Raw genomic sequence first — 18,921 nt, forward strand, 5'->3', positions numbered from 1 at the left:
CGGCGCCCCGCCCATGCCGGCCGCGCCGCCGCCCGGCGGCCGCCCCGGCGGGTACGGCTATCCGCCGGCCGCGGGCGCCCAGCGCCCCCCGGCCTCCCCGGCCGCCGGCGGACGGACCCGCCACTGGATCGAGATCAACGGCACCCGCCACCAGATCTCCCGCCCGACGCTCGTGCTGGGCCGCAGCACCGACGCCGACGTGCGGATCGACGACCCCGGCGTCTCCCGCCGGCACTGCGAGATCCGGACCGGAACGCCCTCGACGATCCAGGATCTCGGATCCACCAACGGCATCGTGGTGGACGGACAGCACACCACCCGCGCTACGCTCCGCGACGGCTCGCGGATCGTCGTGGGCAGCACCACCGTTATCTATAGGCAAGCCGAAGGGTGAAGCGGGGGCAATGTCAGAGCTGACCCTCACGGTCATGCGGCTGGGGTTCCTGGCCGTACTGTGGCTGTTCGTGATCGTGGCCGTGCAGGTCATCCGAAGTGACCTGTTCGGGACGCGGGTCACCCAGCGCGGATCGCGCCGCGAGGCCGGCCGCCAGCAGCAGGCCGCCCGCCAGGCGCCGCCGCAGCAGCGCCAGCAGTCCGGCGGCGGCCGGCGCGGGCGCAACGCCCCCACCAAGCTGGTCGTCACCGAGGGCACCCTCACCGGCACGACGGTCGCGCTCCAGGGCCAGACCATCACCCTGGGCCGGGCGCACGACTCGACGATCGTGCTGGACGACGACTACGCCTCCAGCCGCCATGCCAGGATCTACCCGGACCGCGACGGCCAGTGGATCGTCGAGGACCTCGGCTCCACCAACGGCACGTACCTGGACCGGACCCGGCTGACGACTCCCACACCGATTGCACCGGGCGCGCCGATCCGCATCGGCAAGACCGTCATCGAGCTGCGGAAGTAGTGCTACATCATGGATAGGCGCGAGCGGAGCGAGCACGCAGTGGCGGGCCCCACCCCGGGCCCCGGCGCGCTCCCGACCGGAGGGTGGGCAGTGTGGCTCGACACGACCGGCTGTACCCGGAGCCGACAGGCGAGGTGCGCATGAGTCTGTCACTGCGCTTCGCGGCCGGATCGCACAAGGGCATGATCCGGGAGGGCAACGAGGACTCCGGATACGCCGGCCCGCGCCTGCTCGCCATCGCCGACGGCATGGGCGGCGCCGCCGCCGGTGAGGTCGCCTCCTCCGAGGCCATCTCCACCATCGTCGCCCTCGACGACGACGTCCCCGGCTCCGACCTCCTCACCTCACTCGGCACGGCGGTGCAGCGCGCCAACGACCAGCTGCGCTCCATGGTCGAGGACGACCCCCAGCTGGAGGGCATGGGGACCACCCTCACCGCCCTGCTGTGGACCGGTCAGCGGCTCGGCCTGGTGCACGTCGGCGACTCCCGCGCGTATCTGCTCCGCGACGGTGTGCTCACGCAGATCACCCAGGACCACACCTGGGTGCAGCGCCTGGTCGACGAGGGCCGCATCACCGAGGAGGAGGCGACCACGCACCCGCAGCGCTCGCTGCTGATGCGCGCCCTCGGGTCGGGCGACCACGTCGAGCCGGACCTGTCCATCCGCGAGGTCCGCGCCGGCGACCGCTACCTGATCTGCTCCGACGGCCTGTCCGGGGTGGTGTCCCACCAGACGCTGGAGGACACCCTCGCCAGCTACCAGGGCCCCCAGGAGACCGTCCAGAACCTCATCGAGCTGGCCCTGCGCGGCGGCGGCCCCGACAACATCACGGTCATCGTCGCCGACGTCCTCGACCTCGACACCGGCGACACCCTGGCGGGGCAGCTCTCCGACACCCCGGTCGTGGTCGGCGCCGTCGCCGAGAACCAGCACCAGCTGCACGACAACGGCATCATGCAGACCCCCGCCGGCCGCGCCTCCGGGCTCGGCCGCCAGGGGCACGGCGGCGGTGGCGGCGAGTTCGGCCCGCCCGGCTCCGGCGACACCACCGGCTACATCCCCGCGGCCGGCTTCGACTACGACGACGGTGACTTCACCAAGCCCCGCAAGAAGGGCCGCTGGCTGAAGAGATCCCTCTACGGCGTCCTGGCCCTGGCCGTCGTCGGCGGCGGCCTGTACGGCGGCTGGCGCTGGACGCAGACGCAGTACTACGTCGGCGCCGAGGACGAGCACGTCGCGCTGTACCGGGGCATCAGCCAGGACCTGGCGTGGGTGTCGCTGTCGAAGGTCGAGAAGGACCACCCCGAGATCGAACTCAAGTACCTGCCGCCCTACCAGCAGAAGCTGGTCAAGGCGACGATCGCCGAGGGCGACCTGAAGAACGCCCAGGCGAAGATCGAGGAACTGTCGGTGCAGGCCTCCGCGTGCAAGAAGGAGGCGCAGCGGCGCGAAGCCGAGAGCAACAACGCCAGGACCGGCGAAGGCGAGGCCGGGGGCACCACGGGAACCACTCCCGCCTCCTTCACGTCCAAGGCCACACCGACGCCGAACCCGTCGAATCCGTCGGGCTCGCCGTCGGCGCCTGAGAAGTCCACGCCCCCGACCACGACCGCACCCACTCCCAGCCCCGGCCCCAGCCTCTCGGAGGAAGAGCAGAAGGTCGTCTCGCTGTGCGGTAAGCAGTAGGCAAGCCGTGAGAGGCCCCGTCACACGATGAGCAGTACTTCCAACTCGCCGACGCACCACACGTCCACCATCGGCGCGATCGGCGCCCCGAGCCGCCGCAACACCGAGCTGGCACTGCTGGTGTTCGCCGTCGTCATCCCGGTGTTCGCCTACGCCAACGTCGGGCTGGCCATCAACGACTCGGTGCCGCCGGGCCTGCTGAGCTACGGTCTCGGACTCGGCCTGCTCGCCGGTGTCGGCCACCTGGTCGTACGGAAGTTCGCGCCGTACGCGGACCCGCTGATGCTGCCGCTGGCGACGCTGCTGAACGGACTCGGCCTGGTCGTCATCTGGCGGCTCGACCAGTCCAAGCGGCTCAGCAACTACGCCGAGGCCGCTCCGCGCCAGCTGCTGTACTCGGCGATGGGCGTCGCGCTGCTCGCGGTCGTGCTGATCTTCCTCAAGGACCACCGCGTCCTGCAGCGCTACACGTACATCTCCATGGCCGGTGCGCTGTTCCTGCTGATCCTGCCGCTGGTGCCGGGCCTCGGCGCGAACATCTACGGCGCGAAGATCTGGATCAAGATCCCCGGTCTCGGCACGCTGCAGCCCGGCGAGTTCGCGAAGATCGTGCTCGCGGTCTTCTTCGCCGGCTATCTCATGGTCAAGCGGGACGCGCTGGCCCTGGCCAGCCGCCGCTTCATGGGCCTGTACCTGCCGCGCGGCCGCGACCTCGGCCCGATCCTCGTGGTCTGGGTCATCTCGATCCTCATCCTGGTCTTCGAGACCGACCTCGGTACGTCCCTGCTGTTCTTCGGGATGTTCGTCATCATGCTGTACGTCGCCACCGAGCGGACCAGCTGGATCGTCTTCGGTCTGCTGATGTCCGCGGTCGGCGCCGTCGGCGTGGCGAGCTTCGAGCCGCACATCCAGACGCGTGTGCAGGCCTGGCTCGACCCGATGCGCGAGTTCGAGCTGTCCCGCGCCGGCGTCCAGGACGGCGTCGTCCACTCCGAGCAGGCCATGCAGGCGCTGTGGGCCTTCGGCTCCGGCGGCACCCTCGGCACGGGCCTCGGGCAGGGCAACTCCGACCTCATCGGCTTCGCCGCCAACTCCGACTTCATCCTCGCCACGTTCGGCGAGGAACTCGGGCTGGCCGGCGTCATGGCGATCCTGCTCCTGTACGGCCTGATCATCGAAAGGGGCGTGCGCACCGCGCTCGCGGCCCGCGACCCGTTCGGCAAGCTGCTGGCCATCGGCCTGTCCGGCGCCTTCGGCCTCCAGGTCTTCGTGGTGGCCGGCGGTGTCATGGGCCTCATCCCGCTGACCGGTATGACGCTGCCGTTCGTGGCCTACGGCGGTTCCTCCGTGATCGCCAACTGGGCGCTGATCGGCATTCTGCTGCGCATCAGCGACACCGCCCGACGCCCGGCCCCCGCTCCCGCCGCCAACCCCGACGCCGAGATGACCCAGGTGGTCCGCCCGTCATGAACAAGCCCCTGCGCCGGATCGCGATCTTCTGCGGCCTGCTCGTGCTGGCTCTGCTGATCCGCGACAACTGGATCCAGTACGTCCAGGCCGACGAGCTGAGGACCGACCCCAAGAACCGTCGCGTCATCATCGAGCGGTACGCCGCCCCGCGCGGCGACATCATCGTCGGCGGGAAGCCGATCACCGGCTCCACCGAGACGTCGGGCAGCGACTTCAAGTTCAAGCGGACCTACAAGGACGGCCCGATGTGGGCGCCGGTCACCGGGTACGCCTCGCAGGCCTTCGGCGCCACGCAGCTGGAGTCCATCGAGGACGGCATCCTCACCGGCAACGACGACCGGCTCTTCTTCCGCAACACCCTCGACATGCTCACCGGCGAGAAGCAGGGCGGCGGCAACGTCGTCACGACGCTCAACCCCGCCGCGCAGAAGGCCGCGTTCAACGGTCTGAAGCAGCAGGGCGGCAAGGGCGCGGTCGTCGCCCTCGAGCCGTCGACGGGCAAGATCCTGGCGCTGGCCTCCTACCCGTCGTACGACCCGTCGTCCTTCGCCGGGAACTCCACGACCACGGACACCAAGGCCTGGCAGAAGCTCCAGAAGAAGAACAACGCCAACGACCCGATGCTCAACCGGGCGCTGCGCGAGACGTACCCGCCCGGCTCCACCTTCAAGGTGGTCACCGCGGCGGCGGCCCTGGAGAACGGGCTGTACACGGACCCGGACGCGAAGACGGACTCGCCCGACCCGTGGGTCATGGAGGGCACCACCACCAAGCTGCCCAACGAGGGCAACATCCCCTGCAAGAACGCGACGCTGCGGGTGGCGCTCCAGTACTCCTGCAACACCGTCTTCGGCAAGATCGGCTCCGACCTCGGCAACGAGAAGATGCTGAAGGAGGCGCAGGAGTTCGGCTTCGGCGAGGAGCAGTTCACGCCGGTGCGGGCCAACGCCTCGGTGTTCTCCGACGACATGAACCCCTCGCAGACCGCGCTGTCCTCCATCGGCCAGTTCAACACCGCCGCCACGCCGCTGCAGATGGCCATGGTGGCCTCGGCCGTCGCCAACGACGGCAAGCTGATGAAGCCGTACATGGTCGACGAGCTCCAGTCGCCCGGCCTGGACCCGGTCGAGAAGACGGACCCGGAGGAGCTGAGCCAGCCGCTGTCCGCGGAGAACGCCCAGATCCTGCAGTCGATGATGGAGACCGTCGTCGAGAAGGGCACGGGCTCCAACGCCAAGATCGACGGCGTCAAGGTGGGCGGCAAGACCGGTACCGCCCAGCACGGTGTGGACAACAGCGAGAACCCCTACGCCTGGTTCATCTCCTACGCCAAGAACGCCGACGGCAGCGCACCGGTCGCCGTCGCGGTCGTGGTCGAGGACGACAACGCCGTGCGTGACGACATCTCCGGCGGCGGCCTCGCGGCGCCGATCGCGCGGAACGTGATGGAGGCGGTCGTCAACGGCAAGAAGTGACCCCGCTCACGTCTGCTTCACATCGGTGCACGGTGCGATACCGGTCCTGTATCGGCTGACGGGCTTGGCCAGGTCACACAAAGCGAGCCGGGTACGGTAGGCCCGGACGGCAGCCTCCGACCGTACAAGCGTGCCGGTCGGGACCGACGGAGAGGGCTGGTAGGTAGCTATGGAAGAGCCGCGTCGCCTCGGCGGCCGGTACGAACTGGGCCAGGTGCTCGGGCGTGGTGGCATGGCGGAGGTCTACCTCGCGCATGACACCCGCCTCGGCCGCACCGTGGCGGTGAAGACGCTGCGCGCGGATCTCGCGCGCGACCCTTCCTTCCAGGCCCGGTTCCGCCGGGAGGCCCAGTCGGCCGCCTCGCTCAACCATCCCGCGATCGTCGCGGTCTACGACACGGGCGAGGACTACATCGACAACGTGTCGATCCCGTACATCGTCATGGAGTACGTGGACGGCTCGACGCTCCGTGAGCTCCTGCACTCCGGCCGCAAGCTGCTGCCGGAGCGTGCCATGGAGATGACCATCGGCATCCTCCAGGGCCTGGAGTACGCCCACCGCAACGGCATCGTCCACCGTGACATCAAGCCCGCGAACGTCATGCTGACGCGCAACGGCCAGGTCAAGGTGATGGACTTCGGCATCGCCCGCGCCATGGGCGACTCCGGCATGACGATGACGCAGACCGCGGCCGTCATCGGCACCGCCCAGTACCTCTCCCCGGAGCAGGCGAAGGGCGAGCAGGTCGACGCCCGCTCGGACCTGTACTCCACGGGCTGTCTGCTCTACGAGCTGCTGACGGTCCGCCCGCCCTTCGTCGGCGACTCCCCGGTGGCCGTCGCGTACCAGCACGTGCGGGAGGAGCCCCAGGCCCCGTCGGTCTTCGACCCCGAGATCACGCCCGAGATGGACGCGATCGTACTGAAGGCCCTGACGAAGGACCCCGACTACCGCTACCAGTCGGCCGACGAGATGCGCGCCGACATCGAGGCCTGCCTCGACGGCCAGCCGGTCGCGGCGACGGCCGCGATGGGTTCGGTGGGTTACGGCGGCTACCCGGACGACCAGCCGACCACGGCCCTGCGCGCCGACTCCGGCGCCGGCGCGACGTCGATGCTGCCCCCCATGAACCCGGACGACGGCGGCTACGGCTACGACGAGCGCCCCGACCGGCGCCGCGGGCAGCAGCGCAAGTCCAGCACCTCCACGATCCTGCTGGTGGTGGCGGGCATCCTCGTCCTGGTCGGCGCGATCCTGATCGGCCGGTGGGCGTTCAGCGGCGACGGCGCGGGCGACGACACCCTGCCGGCGCCGAACTTCGTCGGCGAGACCGAACAGAACGCCCGCAAACTGGCGACCAACTCCGACCTGGAACTGACGTTCTCGAAGAAGCCCTGCGAGAACCAGGCCAAGGGCAACGTCTGCTCCCAGAACCCCAAGGCCGGCACGGACGTCCAGAAGGGCGACACGATCGAACTGGTGGTGTCGACCGGGGCGCCGAAGGTGACGGTCCCCGACGTCACGGGCTTGACCTACGAAAAGGCCAAGGCCGAACTTGAAGACAAGGGCTTCCAGGTCGAGCAGAAGACCGAAGAGTCGGATCGCACCCCTGGGGTGGTCACCAAGCAGGATCCCAGTGGCGACACGGAGCAGGAGAAGGGCTCCACGATCACCTTGACCGTGGCCAAGGAGGCCGCAAAGGCCACTGTTCCCGACGTGCTCGGCCAGAGCTGTGACGCGGCCAAGCAGCAGATGCAGGCCAGCGACCTGGTCGGCAACTGCACCGAGGTCGAGACCGACGACGACAACCAGGTCGGCAAGGTCATCCAGACCACGCCGCAGGCCGGCACCTCCGTCGACAAGAACTCGTCGGTCACCATCCAGATCGGCAAGAAGAAGCAGCAGCAGAAGGTGCGCGTCCCGCAGGTCGTCGGGCAGACCGTCGGCCAGGCCAAGCAGACCCTGGCGGCGGCCGGCTTCACGAACATCCAGTTCGCGAACGGCAGCGACCAGAACGACAACGCCCGCGTCGTGGCCCAGGACCCCCAGGGCAACCAGGAGGTCGACAACCCGGCGGGCACCACGGTGACCCTGCAGACTGTCAACTTCGACGGGACCGGCGGCAACAACAACGGCGGCAACGGCAACGGCGGCATCTTCGGCGGCCTCAACGGCGACGACTAGGACGACTGGCAGCACGTTGCATGGGTGGGGCTTCCACCCCCTTCAAGGGGTGGAAGCCCCACCCATAGTCATGCGTCTCCTGAATACCAGTCAGTTATCATGTTCACGTAAGTCGCTCAGAGACCTCATAAGGCTCACATCACTCAAGGGGGGATACGCTTGAAGAGGGCAGCGCAGATGCTTGGAGTGGCAGCGACCGCAATGCTCATCGGGACTCTGACCACCAGTCCCGCTCAGGCGGCAGCAGTAAGCCCGGGCTGCACGACCAAGGGCGCAGAGGGCTTCATCTACATACCGAAGTTCGACGGCCCGGTGACGTCACTCAAGCTCGAGTGGCACATCACGGACATCCTGGCGGATGATCACCACGCGCGTATCCGCTTCCTCTCCAAGCAGCACAACGGGAAGATCCATTACTGGCCGTGGCACAAGGCCATGGGTGGTAAAGGTGACCATCAGTACGCTCCCACCACCGCAAACGACGACTATGGGATCTTCGACGTCGGCGCGGAGGTGGCCCGGTTCGAAGGCAACACCAAGCTGAACTCGTGCGTCGAATGGGCGTGACGAACGGGTCTTGACTCCGAATGCCATTGGGGCGCCGCTTCGGAGCTCAACCTGTGGGACTAGCCGCATGGCTGTGATCGAGGCCCGAAGCAGCAGTGGGAATCTGCGGCTTCGGGCCTCTCTCGTAATGACGACTACTTCCCGCGACCGCCACTGTCAGCCAAGTTCCTTCGGTGGGGTCCGGTTCTCGTCGACCTTCTCGACTCGCTCCAGTTCGCCCCAGACCACGTAGCGGTAGGTGCTCGTGTAGACCGGCGTGCACGTCGTCAGCGTGATGTAGTGGCCCGGCTTCTTGCGGCCGGACTCCTTCGGGACGTTCGAGAGGACCTTGACGTTGAACTTCGACGTCTCGGGAAGGATCGCGTAGGTCTTGTAGACGTACCACTTGTCCTTCGTCTCGAAGATGATCGGGTCGCCCTTCTCGATCTTGTCGATGTTGTGGAACTTGGCGCCGTGCCCGTCGCGGTGCGCGGCGAGCGAGAAGTTGCCCGGCTTGCCCGACATCGGCAGGGTCGCCTTGACGGGGTCCGTGTAGTACCCGGCGACACCGTCGTTGAGGATCTTGTTCGAGGTGCCCTTCTCGACCAGGACCTCGCTGCCGCTCATCGCCGGCACGTGCAGGAACCCGATGCCGTTCTTCGTGTCCAGCGCGCCGGGACCACCGCGGCCGTGCGCCCAGTCGTCCCGGACCTGGTCCGCCTGCCGGCCGGCCGCGCGGTCCGCGACGACGTTCGTCCACCACAGCGAGTAGACGACGAACAGGCCGAGGACCAGGCCCGCCGTGATGAGAAGTTCCCCGAAGAAGCTGACCGCCCTCGCGATCGGGCCGGGCCGGCGGCGGACCGCGGGCGGCCGGGACGCCGTGCCGGTGTGCTCTTCGTGCTCCGTGTCGGTGGTCGCTGCCACTGGTCATCTGCCCTTAATTGACGAGCGCATCCGGCTTGCCCTTGCTGCGCGGCCGTTCCTCGACCATCTTGCCCCAGACGATCATCCGGTACTTGCTGGTGAACTCCGGCGTGCACGTGGTCAGCGTGATGTAGCGGCCGGGCTTGGTGAACCCCGACCCCGTGGGGATCGGATTGAGGACGCTCGTGTTGCTCGGCGACGTCACCGGCAGGATCGAGGCCATCTTGTAGACGTAGTACTCGTCCTGCGTCTCCACGACGATGGGATCGCCGGGAGCGAGCCTGTTGATGTAGCGGAACGGTTCTCCGTGGGTGTTGCGGTGCCCCGCGAGCCCGAAGTTCCCGGTCTTGTCCCCGGGCATCGCGGTCTTCAGCGCGCCCTCGGCGTAGTGCCCGACCATGCCCCGGTCGAGCACGCCCTTGCTGCTGGTGCCCTCCGCGATCGGCACCACCACGTCCAGCTTGGGGATGTGCAGGATGGCGAAGCCCTGCCCCGGCTCGAAGACACCCGGGTTGCGCTTGCCGCTCGCCCAGTCGTTCTGGAGGCTGCTGGCCTCCTTGCCGGCCTGTGCGTGCGCCCGGACGTTGGTCCACCAGAGCTGATAGGTGACGAACAGCAGCATCAGCACACCGGTGGTGATGAACACCTCGCCGATCGCCCGGCTGGCCACGACCGCCGCACCCGGTTTGCGGGCCCGCGCCTGCCGCCGGGCCTCGACGCGGGACAGCGGCGCCCGGGCCCCTTCCCGGGCCGTGGCGGGCGTCGAGGCCTCCGCGGAGTTCCCCTGGCGCCCGTGGCGGCGTTTGGCGGCCTTTCTGCGGGCCGCACGGCCTCCGGGGGCGGACCGGTCCTGCCGCGCACGGGAAGCGGCCCGAGAGCCCGGTACGGGGCCGTCCGGAGCCTCCCCGTCCGCGGGCGGTGGATCCGGTATCCGCAGCGCCACCGTCTCCTCGTCGACGGGCGGCAGGAAGGACTCCCCGCCACCGGCTCCGTACGCCCCCGCGTACGGCTCCGGAGCCGGCTCCGGCACGAAGGGCTGTGCCCCCGGCTCATAGGCCTGCTGCCCCGCCTCGTACGGCTGCGGCCCCGCTGCGTAGGGCTGCGGTCCCGCAGCGTAGGGCTGCGCCTCCGGCCCGTGCGGGTACGGTCGCTGCGGGTAGGGCCCCTGCGGGTGGGGCCCCTGCGGGTGGGGCTGCGCCTCCGACCAGCCCTCCGACGCGCCCGGCACCCCGTACGACTGCTGCCCGTACGAGGTGTCGGACTCGCGCTCGGGGCGCAGCGCGGTCACGCCGTGGCCCTGCCCACCACCGGGGCGAGCCCGGCCGACCTCGCCACCGCGCCCTGGTCGCCGCACTCCACCAGCCAGTTGGCCAGCATCCGGTGCCCGTGCTCGGTCAGTACCGACTCGGGGTGGAACTGCACGCCCTCGACCGGCAGTTCACGGTGCCTGAGGCCCATGACGATGCCGTCGTGCGTCCGGGCCGTGACCTCCAGCTCGGCCGGGACCGTCGCCGGCTCGGCGGCCAAGGAGTGGTAGCGCGTCGCCGTGAAGGGCGACGGCAGGCCCGCGAAGACGCCCCCGCCGGTGTGCTCCACCAGCGAGGTCTTGCCGTGCAGCAGCTCGGGCGCCCGGTCGACCACACCGCCGTACGCCACCTGCATCGACTGCATGCCGAGGCAGACGCCGAAGACGGGCACACCGGTCGCGGCGCAGTGCCGGACCATGTCCACGCACACCCCGGCCTGCTCCGGCGTCCCGGGTCCCGGGGAGAGCAGGACCCCGTCGAAGCCGTCCTGGGCATGTGCCGTGGAGACCTCGTCGTTGCGCAGGACCTCGCACTCGGCGCCCAGCTGGTACAGGTACTGAACCAGGTTGAAGACGAAGCTGTCGTAGTTGTCGACGACGAGAATGCGCGCGCTCACTGGTTGTCCACCGTCACATCGTTGAAGGGCAGCAGCGGTTCCGCCCACGGGAAGACGTACTGGAAGAGGACGTAGACCACGGCCACGACCAGGGCGAGCGAGATCACTGCCTTCACCCACGTGTTCCCCGGCAGATGCCGCCAGATCCAGCCGTACATGCCGTCCCTTCCGTCGTACCACGGCACCAGACCCACGCCGTACAGCCACCAGACTAACGGCGCAACGCCTCAGGTTTCCCGGCCTCCACAGGCTGGGTGGAGTCCAGGTGCGCCCAGACGATCAGCCGGTGACTGTGCCCCCACTCGGGTTCGCACGTGGTCAGCGTCAGATACCGGCCCGGACGCGTGTACCCGGAAGTACGGGGGAGAGGGTCGATCACCTCGATGTCGGAGGGCACTGTTTTGTACGGGCCTTTGTCGATCCGATAGGTGAACCAGGTCGTGCCGTCCGTCAGCACCACCGCGTCCCCGCGCCTGAGCCGGGGAAAGTCCTTGAAGGGGTCGCCGTAGGTGCGGCGGTGGCCGGCGACGGCGAAGTTCCCCCGCTGTCCCAGCTGGGCGGTCTCCGCGTAGTGGCCGAGCCCCTTCTTCAGGGTGGAGGTGGCGGTGCCCTCCAGCACCGGCTTGTTCCACGTGAAACCAAGCCGCGGGATGTACATGATCGCGAAAGGCTTGCCCTTCACGTAGGGCTTGGGCTTCTCGGGGCCCGCCGGTAAGGCGTCACCGGGCGGGCGGGGCTTCGACCACTCCTCGCGGAGCCGGTCGATCTGGTCGTCCATGACGCCGTCGGCCCGCACGCCCGTCCAGAAGAGCGCGTACACGACGAACAGCACGATCAGAGTGCCGACGGTGACGCAGAGTTCGCTGACGGTCCTGACGATCACGCGCACCGGCGGCTCCCCCGGCCTGGGCTGCTACTCCACGGGCTTCGCGTAGTGCAGATCCACTGTGCCCGAGTAGCCGGGCAGAGTCACCGGGCCGTTCTCCTCGACTTTCCATCCGAGTCCGTAGACATTGACGTAGACCATGTAGTTCTGGATGGCCGGGGACGCCGCGAGGGCCTGCTTCAGCTTCCCCGGGTCGCCGACCGCGGTGATCTTGTAGGGGGGCGAGTAGACGCGGCCCTGGAGGATCAGGGTGTTGCCCACGCAGCGCACCGCGCTCGTGGAGATCAGCCGCTGGTCCATGACCTTGATGCCCTTGGCCCCGCCCTGCCACAGCGCGTTCACCACGGCCTGCAGGTCCTGCTGGTGGATGACCAGGTAGTCGGGCTGCGGCTCGGGATATCCGGGCAGCTTGGCGGTGGCGTCCGGCGGGGCGTCGTTGAGCGTGACCGTGAGCGAGTCGCCCGTGAGCTTCTGCGTGCCGGCGCGCTTCTCCAGCGCGGCGAGCTTCGCGTCCTCGGCCTTGGTGGAGCCGTCGTCCCGCTCGGCGAGCGCCTCTATGTCCTTGCGGAGGGCGCCGTTGGTCTCGTCCAGCTCGCCGTTGGCCCGGCTGCGTTCCTGGATCAGGTCGGACAGCTTCAGCAGCGAGGTGTCCGAGCGGATGTTGGTGCCCTTGGCGGTGTTGAAGCTGGTGAAGAAGATCAGTCCGGCCAGGGCGAAGACGGCCGCCGTGAGGATCCGCACGGGCCGGAAACGGCGCGCGCGCTCAGGGGTGGATCCCGTCCCGGGGAAGTCGGCAGAATTGCTCAACGTACCCTTATCTCCTTCGGCGCGGCGGAAGCACTACGCTAACGGACGCCCGGGGGAGCATTCGGAGTCCCCTTACGCTGCCCCGAGACCGACCCAGTTACCTGCGCGGCCACGCAGCGCATCGACAGGAGAGACCCTCGTGCCGAAGTCACGTATCCGCAAGAAGGCCGATTACACGCCGCCGCCGTCGAAGCAGACGACCGCGATCAAGCTGAACAGCCGGTCCTGGGTCGCACCGGTCATGCTGGCCATGTTCCTCATCGGCCTGGCCTGGATCGTCGTCTTCTACGTCACCGACGGCTCGCTGCCCATCGACTCCCTGGGCAACTGGAACATCGTGGTGGGCTTCGGCTTCATCGCCGCCGGATTCGGCGTCTCCACCCAGTGGAAGTAGCGGTCGCCGGCCGGTGAACGCAGCTCTGCCCAGGGCTGTTCGCTGAGTTATCCACAACCGTTATCCACATGGGGAAAAAGAAAGACGATCTGTGGATAACTCATCGGGCGTTGACGCCGGTATGACGGAAGTACCGCGACTCGAAAACGTGTTCGCCCCCTGCCTGACCTGCGGAAACGCGGCCCGGTGACAGGGGGCACATGTGTTCCCGCACACTGTGCACAAGATCCGGCACCCGCTGTGGACAACGGGCGCGCTCAGCTGAGCTGGGCCGTCCTCAACAGGGTCACCAGCACCACCACCGCCAGGACCAGGGCGCATGTGCCGTACTGGATCAGGGCCCGGCGCTCGCGCGGCGCGTGGACCATGGCGTACCCGATGACGACACCGGCGACGAGGCCGCCGATGTGGGCCTGCCAGGAGATGTTGAAGCCCGGGCTGAACGTGAAGATCAGGTTGATCGCCAGCAGCGCGATGATCGGCCGCATGTCGTAGTTGAGCCGGCGCATCAGCACGGCCGTGGCGCCGAAGAGGCCGAAGATCGCACCCGAGGCGCCGAGCGTGGCCGTGTTCGGGGCGGTCAGCAGGTAGGCCAGCGCGCTGCCCGCGAGGCCCGAGACGAGGTAGAGCGCGAAGTAGCGCACCCGTCCCAGGGCCGCTTCGAGGGGGCCGCCGAGCCACCAGAGACTGAGCATGTTGAACGCGATGTGCCAGATCTCCTGGTGCGTGAAGACCGACGTCACCATGCGGTACCACTCGCCTCCCGCCACACCCTGGACGGGAGTGAAGGGCGCGGGCGGCCACGCGCCGAGCAGGACGAGATCGCCGAGGAGCGACTCGTGGACCTTGACGGCGATGAAGACCGCGAGGTTGATCCCGATGAGGATCTTCGTGAGCAGGCGGGGGTCGGAGGCGATGCTGCCGCCGGCCAGGGTCCGGGGCATCGAGGCCGAGGGGGCGTGCCCGGTGCCGGAGCCGGTGCGGACGCACTCGGGGCACTGGAAACCGACGGAGGCGTCGACCATGCACTCGGGGCAGATCGGGCGCTCGCAGCGGGTGCAGCGGACGCCCGTCTCACGGTCCGGGTGGCGGTAGCACATGGGGACGCTGTGGGCGTCCTGCGGGCTGCCCGCAGCCTGCTCGTCCATGGGTTCCCCTCGGTCGTGGTGGAAAAAGCCCGCCCTGCCCATCCCTACGGATGAGCAGGGCGATTGGTTCCCTGCGAAGGCCCCGGTGGGCGCCTCAGCGGGTCTCGATCACGACGGACTCGATGACCACGTCCTGCAGCGGGCGGTCGGTGCGCGGGTTCGTCTGCGTGGTGGCGATGGTGTCCACGACCTTCTGGCTGGCCGCGTCGGTGACCTCGCCGAAGATCGTGTGCTTGCGGTTCAGCCACGCCGTCGGGGAGACGGTGATGAAGAACTGCGAGCCATTGGTGCCCGGGCCGGCGTTGGCCATCGCCAGCAGGTAGGGCTTGTCGAAGCGCAGGTCCGGGTGGAACTCGTCCTCGAACTGGTAGCCGGGGCCGCCGGTGCCGTTGCCCAGCGGGTCACCGCCCTGGATCATGAAGCCGCTGATCACCCGGTGGAAGACCGTGCCGTCGTAGAGCCTGTCCGTGGACTTCTGGCCCGTCTCCGGGTGCGTCCACTCCCGCTCGCCCTGGGCGAGCTCGACGAAGTTCTTGACCGTCTTGGGGGCGTGGTTCGGCAGCAGCCGGACCTCGATGTCGCCGTGGTTGGTCTTCAGGGTGGCGTAGAGCTGCTCAGCCACGATCTGCCTTCCGTTGTCTTTCTGTGACTCCCTGATCCTCGCATGGACGGGCCGCCGCGTCGCCCGACCTCGGCGCAGCGGGGGGAAACCCTCGGCGGGCGGTCACGGAAAACCGGTCGAGTAGTGCCGGGGCGGGGGCGCTCGGCAACGATCCGTGGCATTGTCGACGACAAGCTCCTGTTGCCCCCTATTCATCCGCTCTTGCACGTACTCGGCATGGGATGCCGGTTTCCGTGACCCGGATGCTCGCTCGCGCATGCCTGGTCGTGCACCCGGAGGCATGATCCGTAAAAGGGTGGAAAGTCGAAATACCGTACGCCACCGAGGAGGAGGAACCCGTGACCCGCATCGACAGCGTGCGCGCCGCGACTGGTTCGGCGAAGGACAGCGTGCTGCACGCCGCGGAAGTGGTGGCGCCCTACGCCGACACGGCCAAGGACAGGGCCGCGCACTACGCACACGAGGCGCGCGTACGGCTGGCGCCCAAGGTGACGCAGGCCGCCGGGCAGGCACGTGTCCAGTACGGCGCCCATGTGCAGCCTTATCTGGAGCAGGCCCGCTCACACGTGCCGCCGAAGGTCGACCAGGCCGCCCATGAGGCCGCCGTCCGCACACGCAAGGCCGCCCGTCAGGCGGCGGAGTACTCACGGCCGAGGCTGGAGCAGGCGATGGCCGCGGCCGTGCCCGTGACGACCGAGGCCGCCGCCCGCAGCGCGGCGGCGATGGCCGCACTGCGCGGTCAGGTCTCGTCGAAGGAGATCCAGAAGCTGGTCCGCCGGCAGGAACGGCGGGCGAGGGCCGGTAAGGCCGTGAAGACTCTGGTGATCCTCGGCGCCCTGGCGGGCGGTGCCTTCGCCGCGTGGAAGTGGTGGGACAAGCAGGCCAACCCGGACTGGCTCGTCGAACCGCCCGCCGCGACGGAGGTCCCCGAGTCGGGCCGGCTGTCCGCCGTGGACGGCACGGGCCAGTCGTCTCTCGACCCCGAGGTCCAGGCCAAGGAGGCCGAGGAGGCCGCAAACCGCGACGACCGTTCCTGAACGTCGCCGATCAACAACGCGGCGGGGCGGGAGACTTGAGGTCTCCCGCCCCGCCGCACTGTTTCACGTGAAACCCCCACCGCCCACCAGCCCCGGACTCACGAAAAACGCCCCCCGCATCTGCGTTTCCGCAGATCGGAGGGCGTTTCCAGTGGAGCCTAGGGGAGTCGAACCCCTGACATCTGCCATGCAAAGACAGCGCTCTACCAACTGAGCTAAGGCCCCGGAAGAAGACGTCCGACCGGAGATGTCTCGTCCCGGCGGGCGTCGGAGACCAGAGTACCGGGTCACCCCCGTGATTCCGCAAAAAGATTGGGGGTCCCCGTCGCCGACCACTCTCCGTAAGATGCTCGGCGTGGTTCGCTACCGCGAACCGCCGTACTTGGGGAAGCGATGGGGAGACGCAATGGACGCCGCACAGCAGGAAGCCACCGCAAGAGCGCGGGAACTGCAGCGGAACTGGTACGGGGAGCCGCTGGGGGCGCTCTTCCGTAAGCTCATTGACGATCTTGGTCTCAACCAGGCTCGTCTCGCGGGGGTGCTGGGACTGTCCGCGCCGATGCTGTCGCAGCTGATGAGCGGTCAGCGGGCGAAGATCGGCAACCCTGCCGTGGTGCAGCGCGTGCAGCTGCTGCAGGACCTGGCGGGGCAGGTCGCGGACGGCAGCGTCAGCGCGGCCGAGGCCACCGAGCGCATGGAGGAGATCAAGAAGTCGCAGGGGGGCTCGGTGCTCAGCAACACCACGCAGACGACGAGCAGTTCCGGGGCCCCCACGGTCAAGCGGGTCGTCCGCGAGATCCAGTCGCTGCTGCGCTCGGTCGCGGCCGCGGGCGACATCATCGACGCCGCCGACACCCTCGCCCCGACCCACCCGGAGCTGGCAGAGTTCCTCCGGGTCTACGGCGCCGGACGTACCTCGGACGCGGTCGCGCACTACCAGTCCCACCAGAGCTGATCCCTCCGTCCGGCCACCGAAGGGGGTGGGGCAGCCGGCGCGGGGTGAGGTGACGGGGCGCGTCACAGTGACGGGGGTGCGTGACGGTGACGGGGGTGCGTCACGGGGCGGGCGGGCACGAGGGGGCGTGTGCCGCGCGGGGGACCGTCGGAGGACCGTGGAGCGTCGGGGGAGTCGTAGCGCTCGCCGCGGGGGAAGCAAGGGGGGAGACCACAGGGGGAGGAGCGACGTACAGCCATGGGTGAGGTCTTCGCCGGCCGGTACGAACTGGTCGACCCGATCGGACGCGGAGGCGTCGGCGCGGTCTGGCGCGCCTGGGACCACCGCCGTCGCCGTTATGTGGCCGCCAAGGTCCTGCTGCAGAGCGACGCGCACTCGCTGCTGCGCTTCGTCCGCGAGCAGGCCCTGCGGATCGACCATCCCCATGTGCTCGCCCCCACCAGCTGGGCCGCCGACGACGACAAGGTCCTGTTCACGATGGACCTGGTCGCCGGGGGATCCCTGGTCCATCTCGTCGGGGACTACGGCCCCCTGCCGCCGGCGTTCGTCTGCACCCTGCTCGACCAGTTGCTGGCGGGCCTGGCCGCGGTGCACGCGGAGGGCGTGGTCCACCGGGACGTTAAGCCCGCCAATGTCCTGCTGGAGGCCACCGGCACGGGCCGGCCACGGCTGCGGCTGTCCGACTTCGGCATCGCGATGCGGCTGGGCGAGCCCCGGCTGACCGAGACCAACCTCGTGGTGGGGACGCCCGGCTACCTCGCCCCCGAGCAGCTGATGGGCGCCGAGCCGGACTTCCCCGCCGACCTGTTCGCCGTGGGTCTGGTCGCGCTGTATCTGCTGGAGGGCGCGAAGCCGGACAGCAAGGCGCTGATCCAGTACTTCGCCGAGCACGGCACGCCGGGAGCGCCCAAGGGCATCCCCGAACCTCTGTGGCAGGTGGTCGCCACCCTGCTGCAGCCCGACCCGGAGGCACGGTTCCGCACGGCGACGGGGGCGCGCAAGGCGCTCGCTGCCGCGGCCGAGCTGCTCCCCGAGCCGGGCCCGGACGACGAGCTGATCGAGATCTTCGACCAACTCGGGCCGCTGCCGAAGGGGTTCGCCCCCGAGGGACCGCTGGAGCGGGCTCGGGGACTGGGGCCGAGGGAGGACGACCGGACGCCATCGGAGCCGGGGAAGGACGGCAGCAGTCATTCGGGCTCGGCAGCGGACGAGGACCCACTGGCGGCCTCGCAACGACGAGCGGCGGCCTCACGGCAGGAAGCGGCGGCCCCGCAACGAGAACCGGTCGCCCCGGGGCAGGAAGCGGCGACCCCGCGGCGAGCGGCCCAGGACCCGGCCCCGGCCCCGGCCCCGGCCCCGGCCCCGGCCGGAACGACATACACGGGACCCCGGCAGCGCGCCGACGCCTCCGCCCAGGACAACGACCGGCCGGACGCGAGCACAGACTCCGCACTCCCCGACCCCCGCCGGTCACCGGCTGCGGCGCCCACTCCCACTCCGCAGCCCTCCATGTCGGACACCGGCAGCTTCCACCTGCCGCCTCCGCAGCCCACGGTCACCACCTCCTCCCCCACACCGGACGCGCCCCACCCGGCGCAGGGCCAACTCCCCGACCACCAGCCCCGGTTCTCCCCCTACGACCCCACGCACCCCCGGCCCGCCGCCCAGCCGCTCCCCCCGGCGTACCCGAGCCCGCACCTGCCCCCGGCCCAGCCGCACCGCGCCGACGCCATCACCGCCTCGTACACCGCCCACAGCCCGGCGGCCCCGCAGGCACCGCAGGCACCGCAGGACACGGGCGGCCGGCAGGCGTCCCGGCACCGGGCCCGACGGCCCGCCCGCCCCGGTCCCCCGGCCACCGTGGCGGTCCCTCTGCTCCTGCTGGCCCTGGTCTGCTACGCCGTGGGCTTCTGGGCGCTGACCCGCATCTGAGGTCCCGGCCCG

The 18,921-nt window shown here is 69.5% G+C and carries 19 protein-coding genes and 1 tRNA gene; 11 read left to right on the plus strand and 9 right to left on the minus strand.

Features of this window, described 5'->3' with window-relative positions:
* The 7 genes from CHR28_RS18530 to CHR28_RS18565 form a co-directional block, all read left to right on the plus strand.
* A partial coding sequence (locus CHR28_RS18530; protein ID WP_143655855.1) for an FHA domain-containing protein occupies nucleotides 1–394 on the plus strand: 394 nt, incomplete at its 5' end.
* Nucleotides 395–404: 10 nt separating this feature from the next.
* Nucleotides 405–914 carry an FHA domain-containing protein FhaB/FipA gene (locus CHR28_RS18535; protein WP_094054765.1) on the plus strand — a complete coding sequence of 170 codons (510 nt, stop codon included), beginning with the start codon at nucleotides 405–407 and terminating at the stop codon, nucleotides 912–914.
* A gap of 140 nt (nucleotides 915–1,054) precedes the next feature.
* Nucleotides 1,055–2,602 (plus strand): Stp1/IreP family PP2C-type Ser/Thr phosphatase, encoded by a 1,548-nt coding sequence (locus CHR28_RS18540; RefSeq protein WP_094054766.1) that lies wholly within the window; start codon nucleotides 1,055–1,057, stop codon nucleotides 2,600–2,602.
* Between the two features lie 27 nt (nucleotides 2,603–2,629).
* Nucleotides 2,630–4,072 carry an FtsW/RodA/SpoVE family cell cycle protein gene (locus CHR28_RS18545; protein ID WP_094054767.1) on the plus strand — a complete coding sequence of 481 codons (1,443 nt, stop codon included), beginning with the start codon at nucleotides 2,630–2,632 and terminating at the stop codon, nucleotides 4,070–4,072.
* Complete coding sequence (locus CHR28_RS18550) at nucleotides 4,069–5,547, plus strand: peptidoglycan D,D-transpeptidase FtsI family protein (protein WP_094054768.1); 1,479 nt, start codon at nucleotides 4,069–4,071, stop codon at nucleotides 5,545–5,547. The genes CHR28_RS18545 and CHR28_RS18550 overlap by 4 nt, the downstream gene beginning before the upstream one ends.
* Before the next feature lie 169 nt (nucleotides 5,548–5,716).
* On the plus strand, nucleotides 5,717–7,732 hold the full coding sequence (gene pknB / locus CHR28_RS18560) for a Stk1 family PASTA domain-containing Ser/Thr kinase (protein ID WP_094054769.1): 2,016 nt from the start codon (nucleotides 5,717–5,719) through the stop codon (nucleotides 7,730–7,732).
* 186 nt (nucleotides 7,733–7,918) lie between these two features.
* The gene (locus CHR28_RS18565; RefSeq protein ID WP_143655857.1) at nucleotides 7,919–8,299 is read left to right on the plus strand and encodes a hypothetical protein; all 381 of its coding nucleotides are present in this window, start codon (nucleotides 7,919–7,921) and stop codon (nucleotides 8,297–8,299) included.
* Nucleotides 8,300–8,455: 156 nt separating this feature from the next.
* Here CHR28_RS18565 and CHR28_RS18570 read toward each other — a convergent pair whose 3' ends face one another.
* From CHR28_RS18570 to CHR28_RS18595, 6 genes are read right to left on the minus strand one after another with little or no spacing between them, the layout of a single operon-like run.
* Nucleotides 8,456–9,205, minus strand: a complete 750-nt coding sequence (locus tag CHR28_RS18570) for a class E sortase (RefSeq protein ID WP_094054771.1) — start codon at nucleotides 9,203–9,205, stop codon at nucleotides 8,456–8,458.
* A gap of 13 nt (nucleotides 9,206–9,218) precedes the next feature.
* A complete protein-coding gene (locus CHR28_RS18575) occupies nucleotides 9,219–10,493 on the minus strand; it encodes a class E sortase (protein WP_094054772.1) in 1,275 nt (424 codons plus the stop codon).
* Nucleotides 10,490–11,128, minus strand: a complete 639-nt coding sequence (locus tag CHR28_RS18580) for an aminodeoxychorismate/anthranilate synthase component II (RefSeq protein WP_094054773.1) — start codon at nucleotides 11,126–11,128, stop codon at nucleotides 10,490–10,492. Before CHR28_RS18580 ends, CHR28_RS18575 begins: the two co-directional genes overlap by 4 nt.
* Entirely contained in the window at nucleotides 11,125–11,322 is a 198-nt protein-coding gene (locus tag CHR28_RS18585; RefSeq protein WP_179272487.1) for a hypothetical protein, read from the minus strand. The genes CHR28_RS18580 and CHR28_RS18585 overlap by 4 nt, the downstream gene beginning before the upstream one ends.
* A gap of 17 nt (nucleotides 11,323–11,339) precedes the next feature.
* Nucleotides 11,340–12,017, minus strand: coding sequence for a class E sortase (locus CHR28_RS18590; RefSeq protein WP_094054775.1), 678 nt, complete (start codon nucleotides 12,015–12,017; stop codon nucleotides 11,340–11,342).
* Nucleotides 12,018–12,041: 24 nt separating this feature from the next.
* Nucleotides 12,042–12,821, minus strand: a complete 780-nt coding sequence (locus CHR28_RS18595) for a DUF881 domain-containing protein (RefSeq protein WP_094054776.1) — start codon at nucleotides 12,819–12,821, stop codon at nucleotides 12,042–12,044.
* A gap of 139 nt (nucleotides 12,822–12,960) precedes the next feature.
* Here CHR28_RS18595 and crgA point away from each other — a divergent pair, with 139 nt between their 5' ends.
* Nucleotides 12,961–13,215, plus strand: a complete 255-nt coding sequence (gene crgA / locus CHR28_RS18600; RefSeq protein WP_094054777.1) for a cell division protein CrgA — start codon at nucleotides 12,961–12,963, stop codon at nucleotides 13,213–13,215.
* A 257-nt stretch (nucleotides 13,216–13,472) separates the two neighbouring features.
* Here the strand turns inward: crgA and CHR28_RS18605 are convergent, their stop codons facing one another.
* Nucleotides 13,473–14,363 carry a rhomboid family intramembrane serine protease gene (locus CHR28_RS18605; protein ID WP_094054778.1) on the minus strand — a complete coding sequence of 297 codons (891 nt, stop codon included), beginning with the start codon at nucleotides 14,361–14,363 and terminating at the stop codon, nucleotides 13,473–13,475.
* Between the two features lie 94 nt (nucleotides 14,364–14,457).
* Nucleotides 14,458–14,985 carry a peptidylprolyl isomerase gene (locus CHR28_RS18610; protein WP_094054779.1) on the minus strand — a complete coding sequence of 176 codons (528 nt, stop codon included), beginning with the start codon at nucleotides 14,983–14,985 and terminating at the stop codon, nucleotides 14,458–14,460.
* 338 nt (nucleotides 14,986–15,323) lie between these two features.
* Between CHR28_RS18610 and CHR28_RS18615 the strand changes: the two genes are divergently transcribed.
* Nucleotides 15,324–16,022 carry a DUF5324 family protein gene (locus CHR28_RS18615; protein WP_094054780.1) on the plus strand — a complete coding sequence of 233 codons (699 nt, stop codon included), beginning with the start codon at nucleotides 15,324–15,326 and terminating at the stop codon, nucleotides 16,020–16,022.
* Between the two features lie 152 nt (nucleotides 16,023–16,174).
* Here CHR28_RS18615 and CHR28_RS18620 read toward each other — a convergent pair.
* A tRNA-Ala gene (locus tag CHR28_RS18620) sits at nucleotides 16,175–16,247 on the minus strand.
* 181 nt (nucleotides 16,248–16,428) lie between these two features.
* On the opposite strand from CHR28_RS18620, the gene CHR28_RS18625 reads away from it, so the two are divergent.
* Both CHR28_RS18625 and CHR28_RS18630 read left to right on the plus strand, forming a co-directional pair.
* A complete protein-coding gene (locus tag CHR28_RS18625; RefSeq protein WP_067018270.1) occupies nucleotides 16,429–16,977 on the plus strand; it encodes a helix-turn-helix domain-containing protein in 549 nt (182 codons plus the stop codon).
* Between the two features lie 237 nt (nucleotides 16,978–17,214).
* Entirely contained in the window at nucleotides 17,215–18,909 is a 1,695-nt protein-coding gene (locus CHR28_RS18630) for a serine/threonine-protein kinase (protein WP_094054781.1), read from the plus strand.
* The last annotated feature ends 12 nt before the right edge of the window (nucleotides 18,910–18,921 follow it).

It is taken from the genome of Streptomyces sp. XY006, from assembly GCF_002237655.1.
Classification (GTDB): Bacteria; Actinomycetota; Actinomycetes; order Streptomycetales; family Streptomycetaceae; genus Streptomyces; species Streptomyces levis.

Bases quoted from the DNA above. Each gene is read 5' to 3' on its own strand.
- CHR28_RS18550 (WP_094054768.1), top strand. From the start codon at position 4,069: ATGAACAAGCCCCTGCGCCGGATCGCGATCTTCTGCGGCCTGCTCGTG.
- CHR28_RS18535 (WP_094054765.1), top strand. From the start codon at position 405: ATGTCAGAGCTGACCCTCACGGTCATGCGGCTGGGGTTCCTGGCCGTA.
- CHR28_RS18630 (WP_094054781.1), top strand. From the start codon at position 17,215: ATGGGTGAGGTCTTCGCCGGCCGGTACGAACTGGTCGACCCGATCGGA.
- CHR28_RS18545 (WP_094054767.1), top strand. From the start codon at position 2,630: ATGAGCAGTACTTCCAACTCGCCGACGCACCACACGTCCACCATCGGC.
- CHR28_RS18540 (WP_094054766.1), top strand. From the start codon at position 1,055: ATGAGTCTGTCACTGCGCTTCGCGGCCGGATCGCACAAGGGCATGATC.
- CHR28_RS18625 (WP_067018270.1), top strand. From the start codon at position 16,429: ATGGACGCCGCACAGCAGGAAGCCACCGCAAGAGCGCGGGAACTGCAG.
- pknB (WP_094054769.1), top strand. From the start codon at position 5,717: ATGGAAGAGCCGCGTCGCCTCGGCGGCCGGTACGAACTGGGCCAGGTG.
- CHR28_RS18605 (WP_094054778.1), bottom strand. From the start codon at position 14,363: ATGGACGAGCAGGCTGCGGGCAGCCCGCAGGACGCCCACAGCGTCCCC.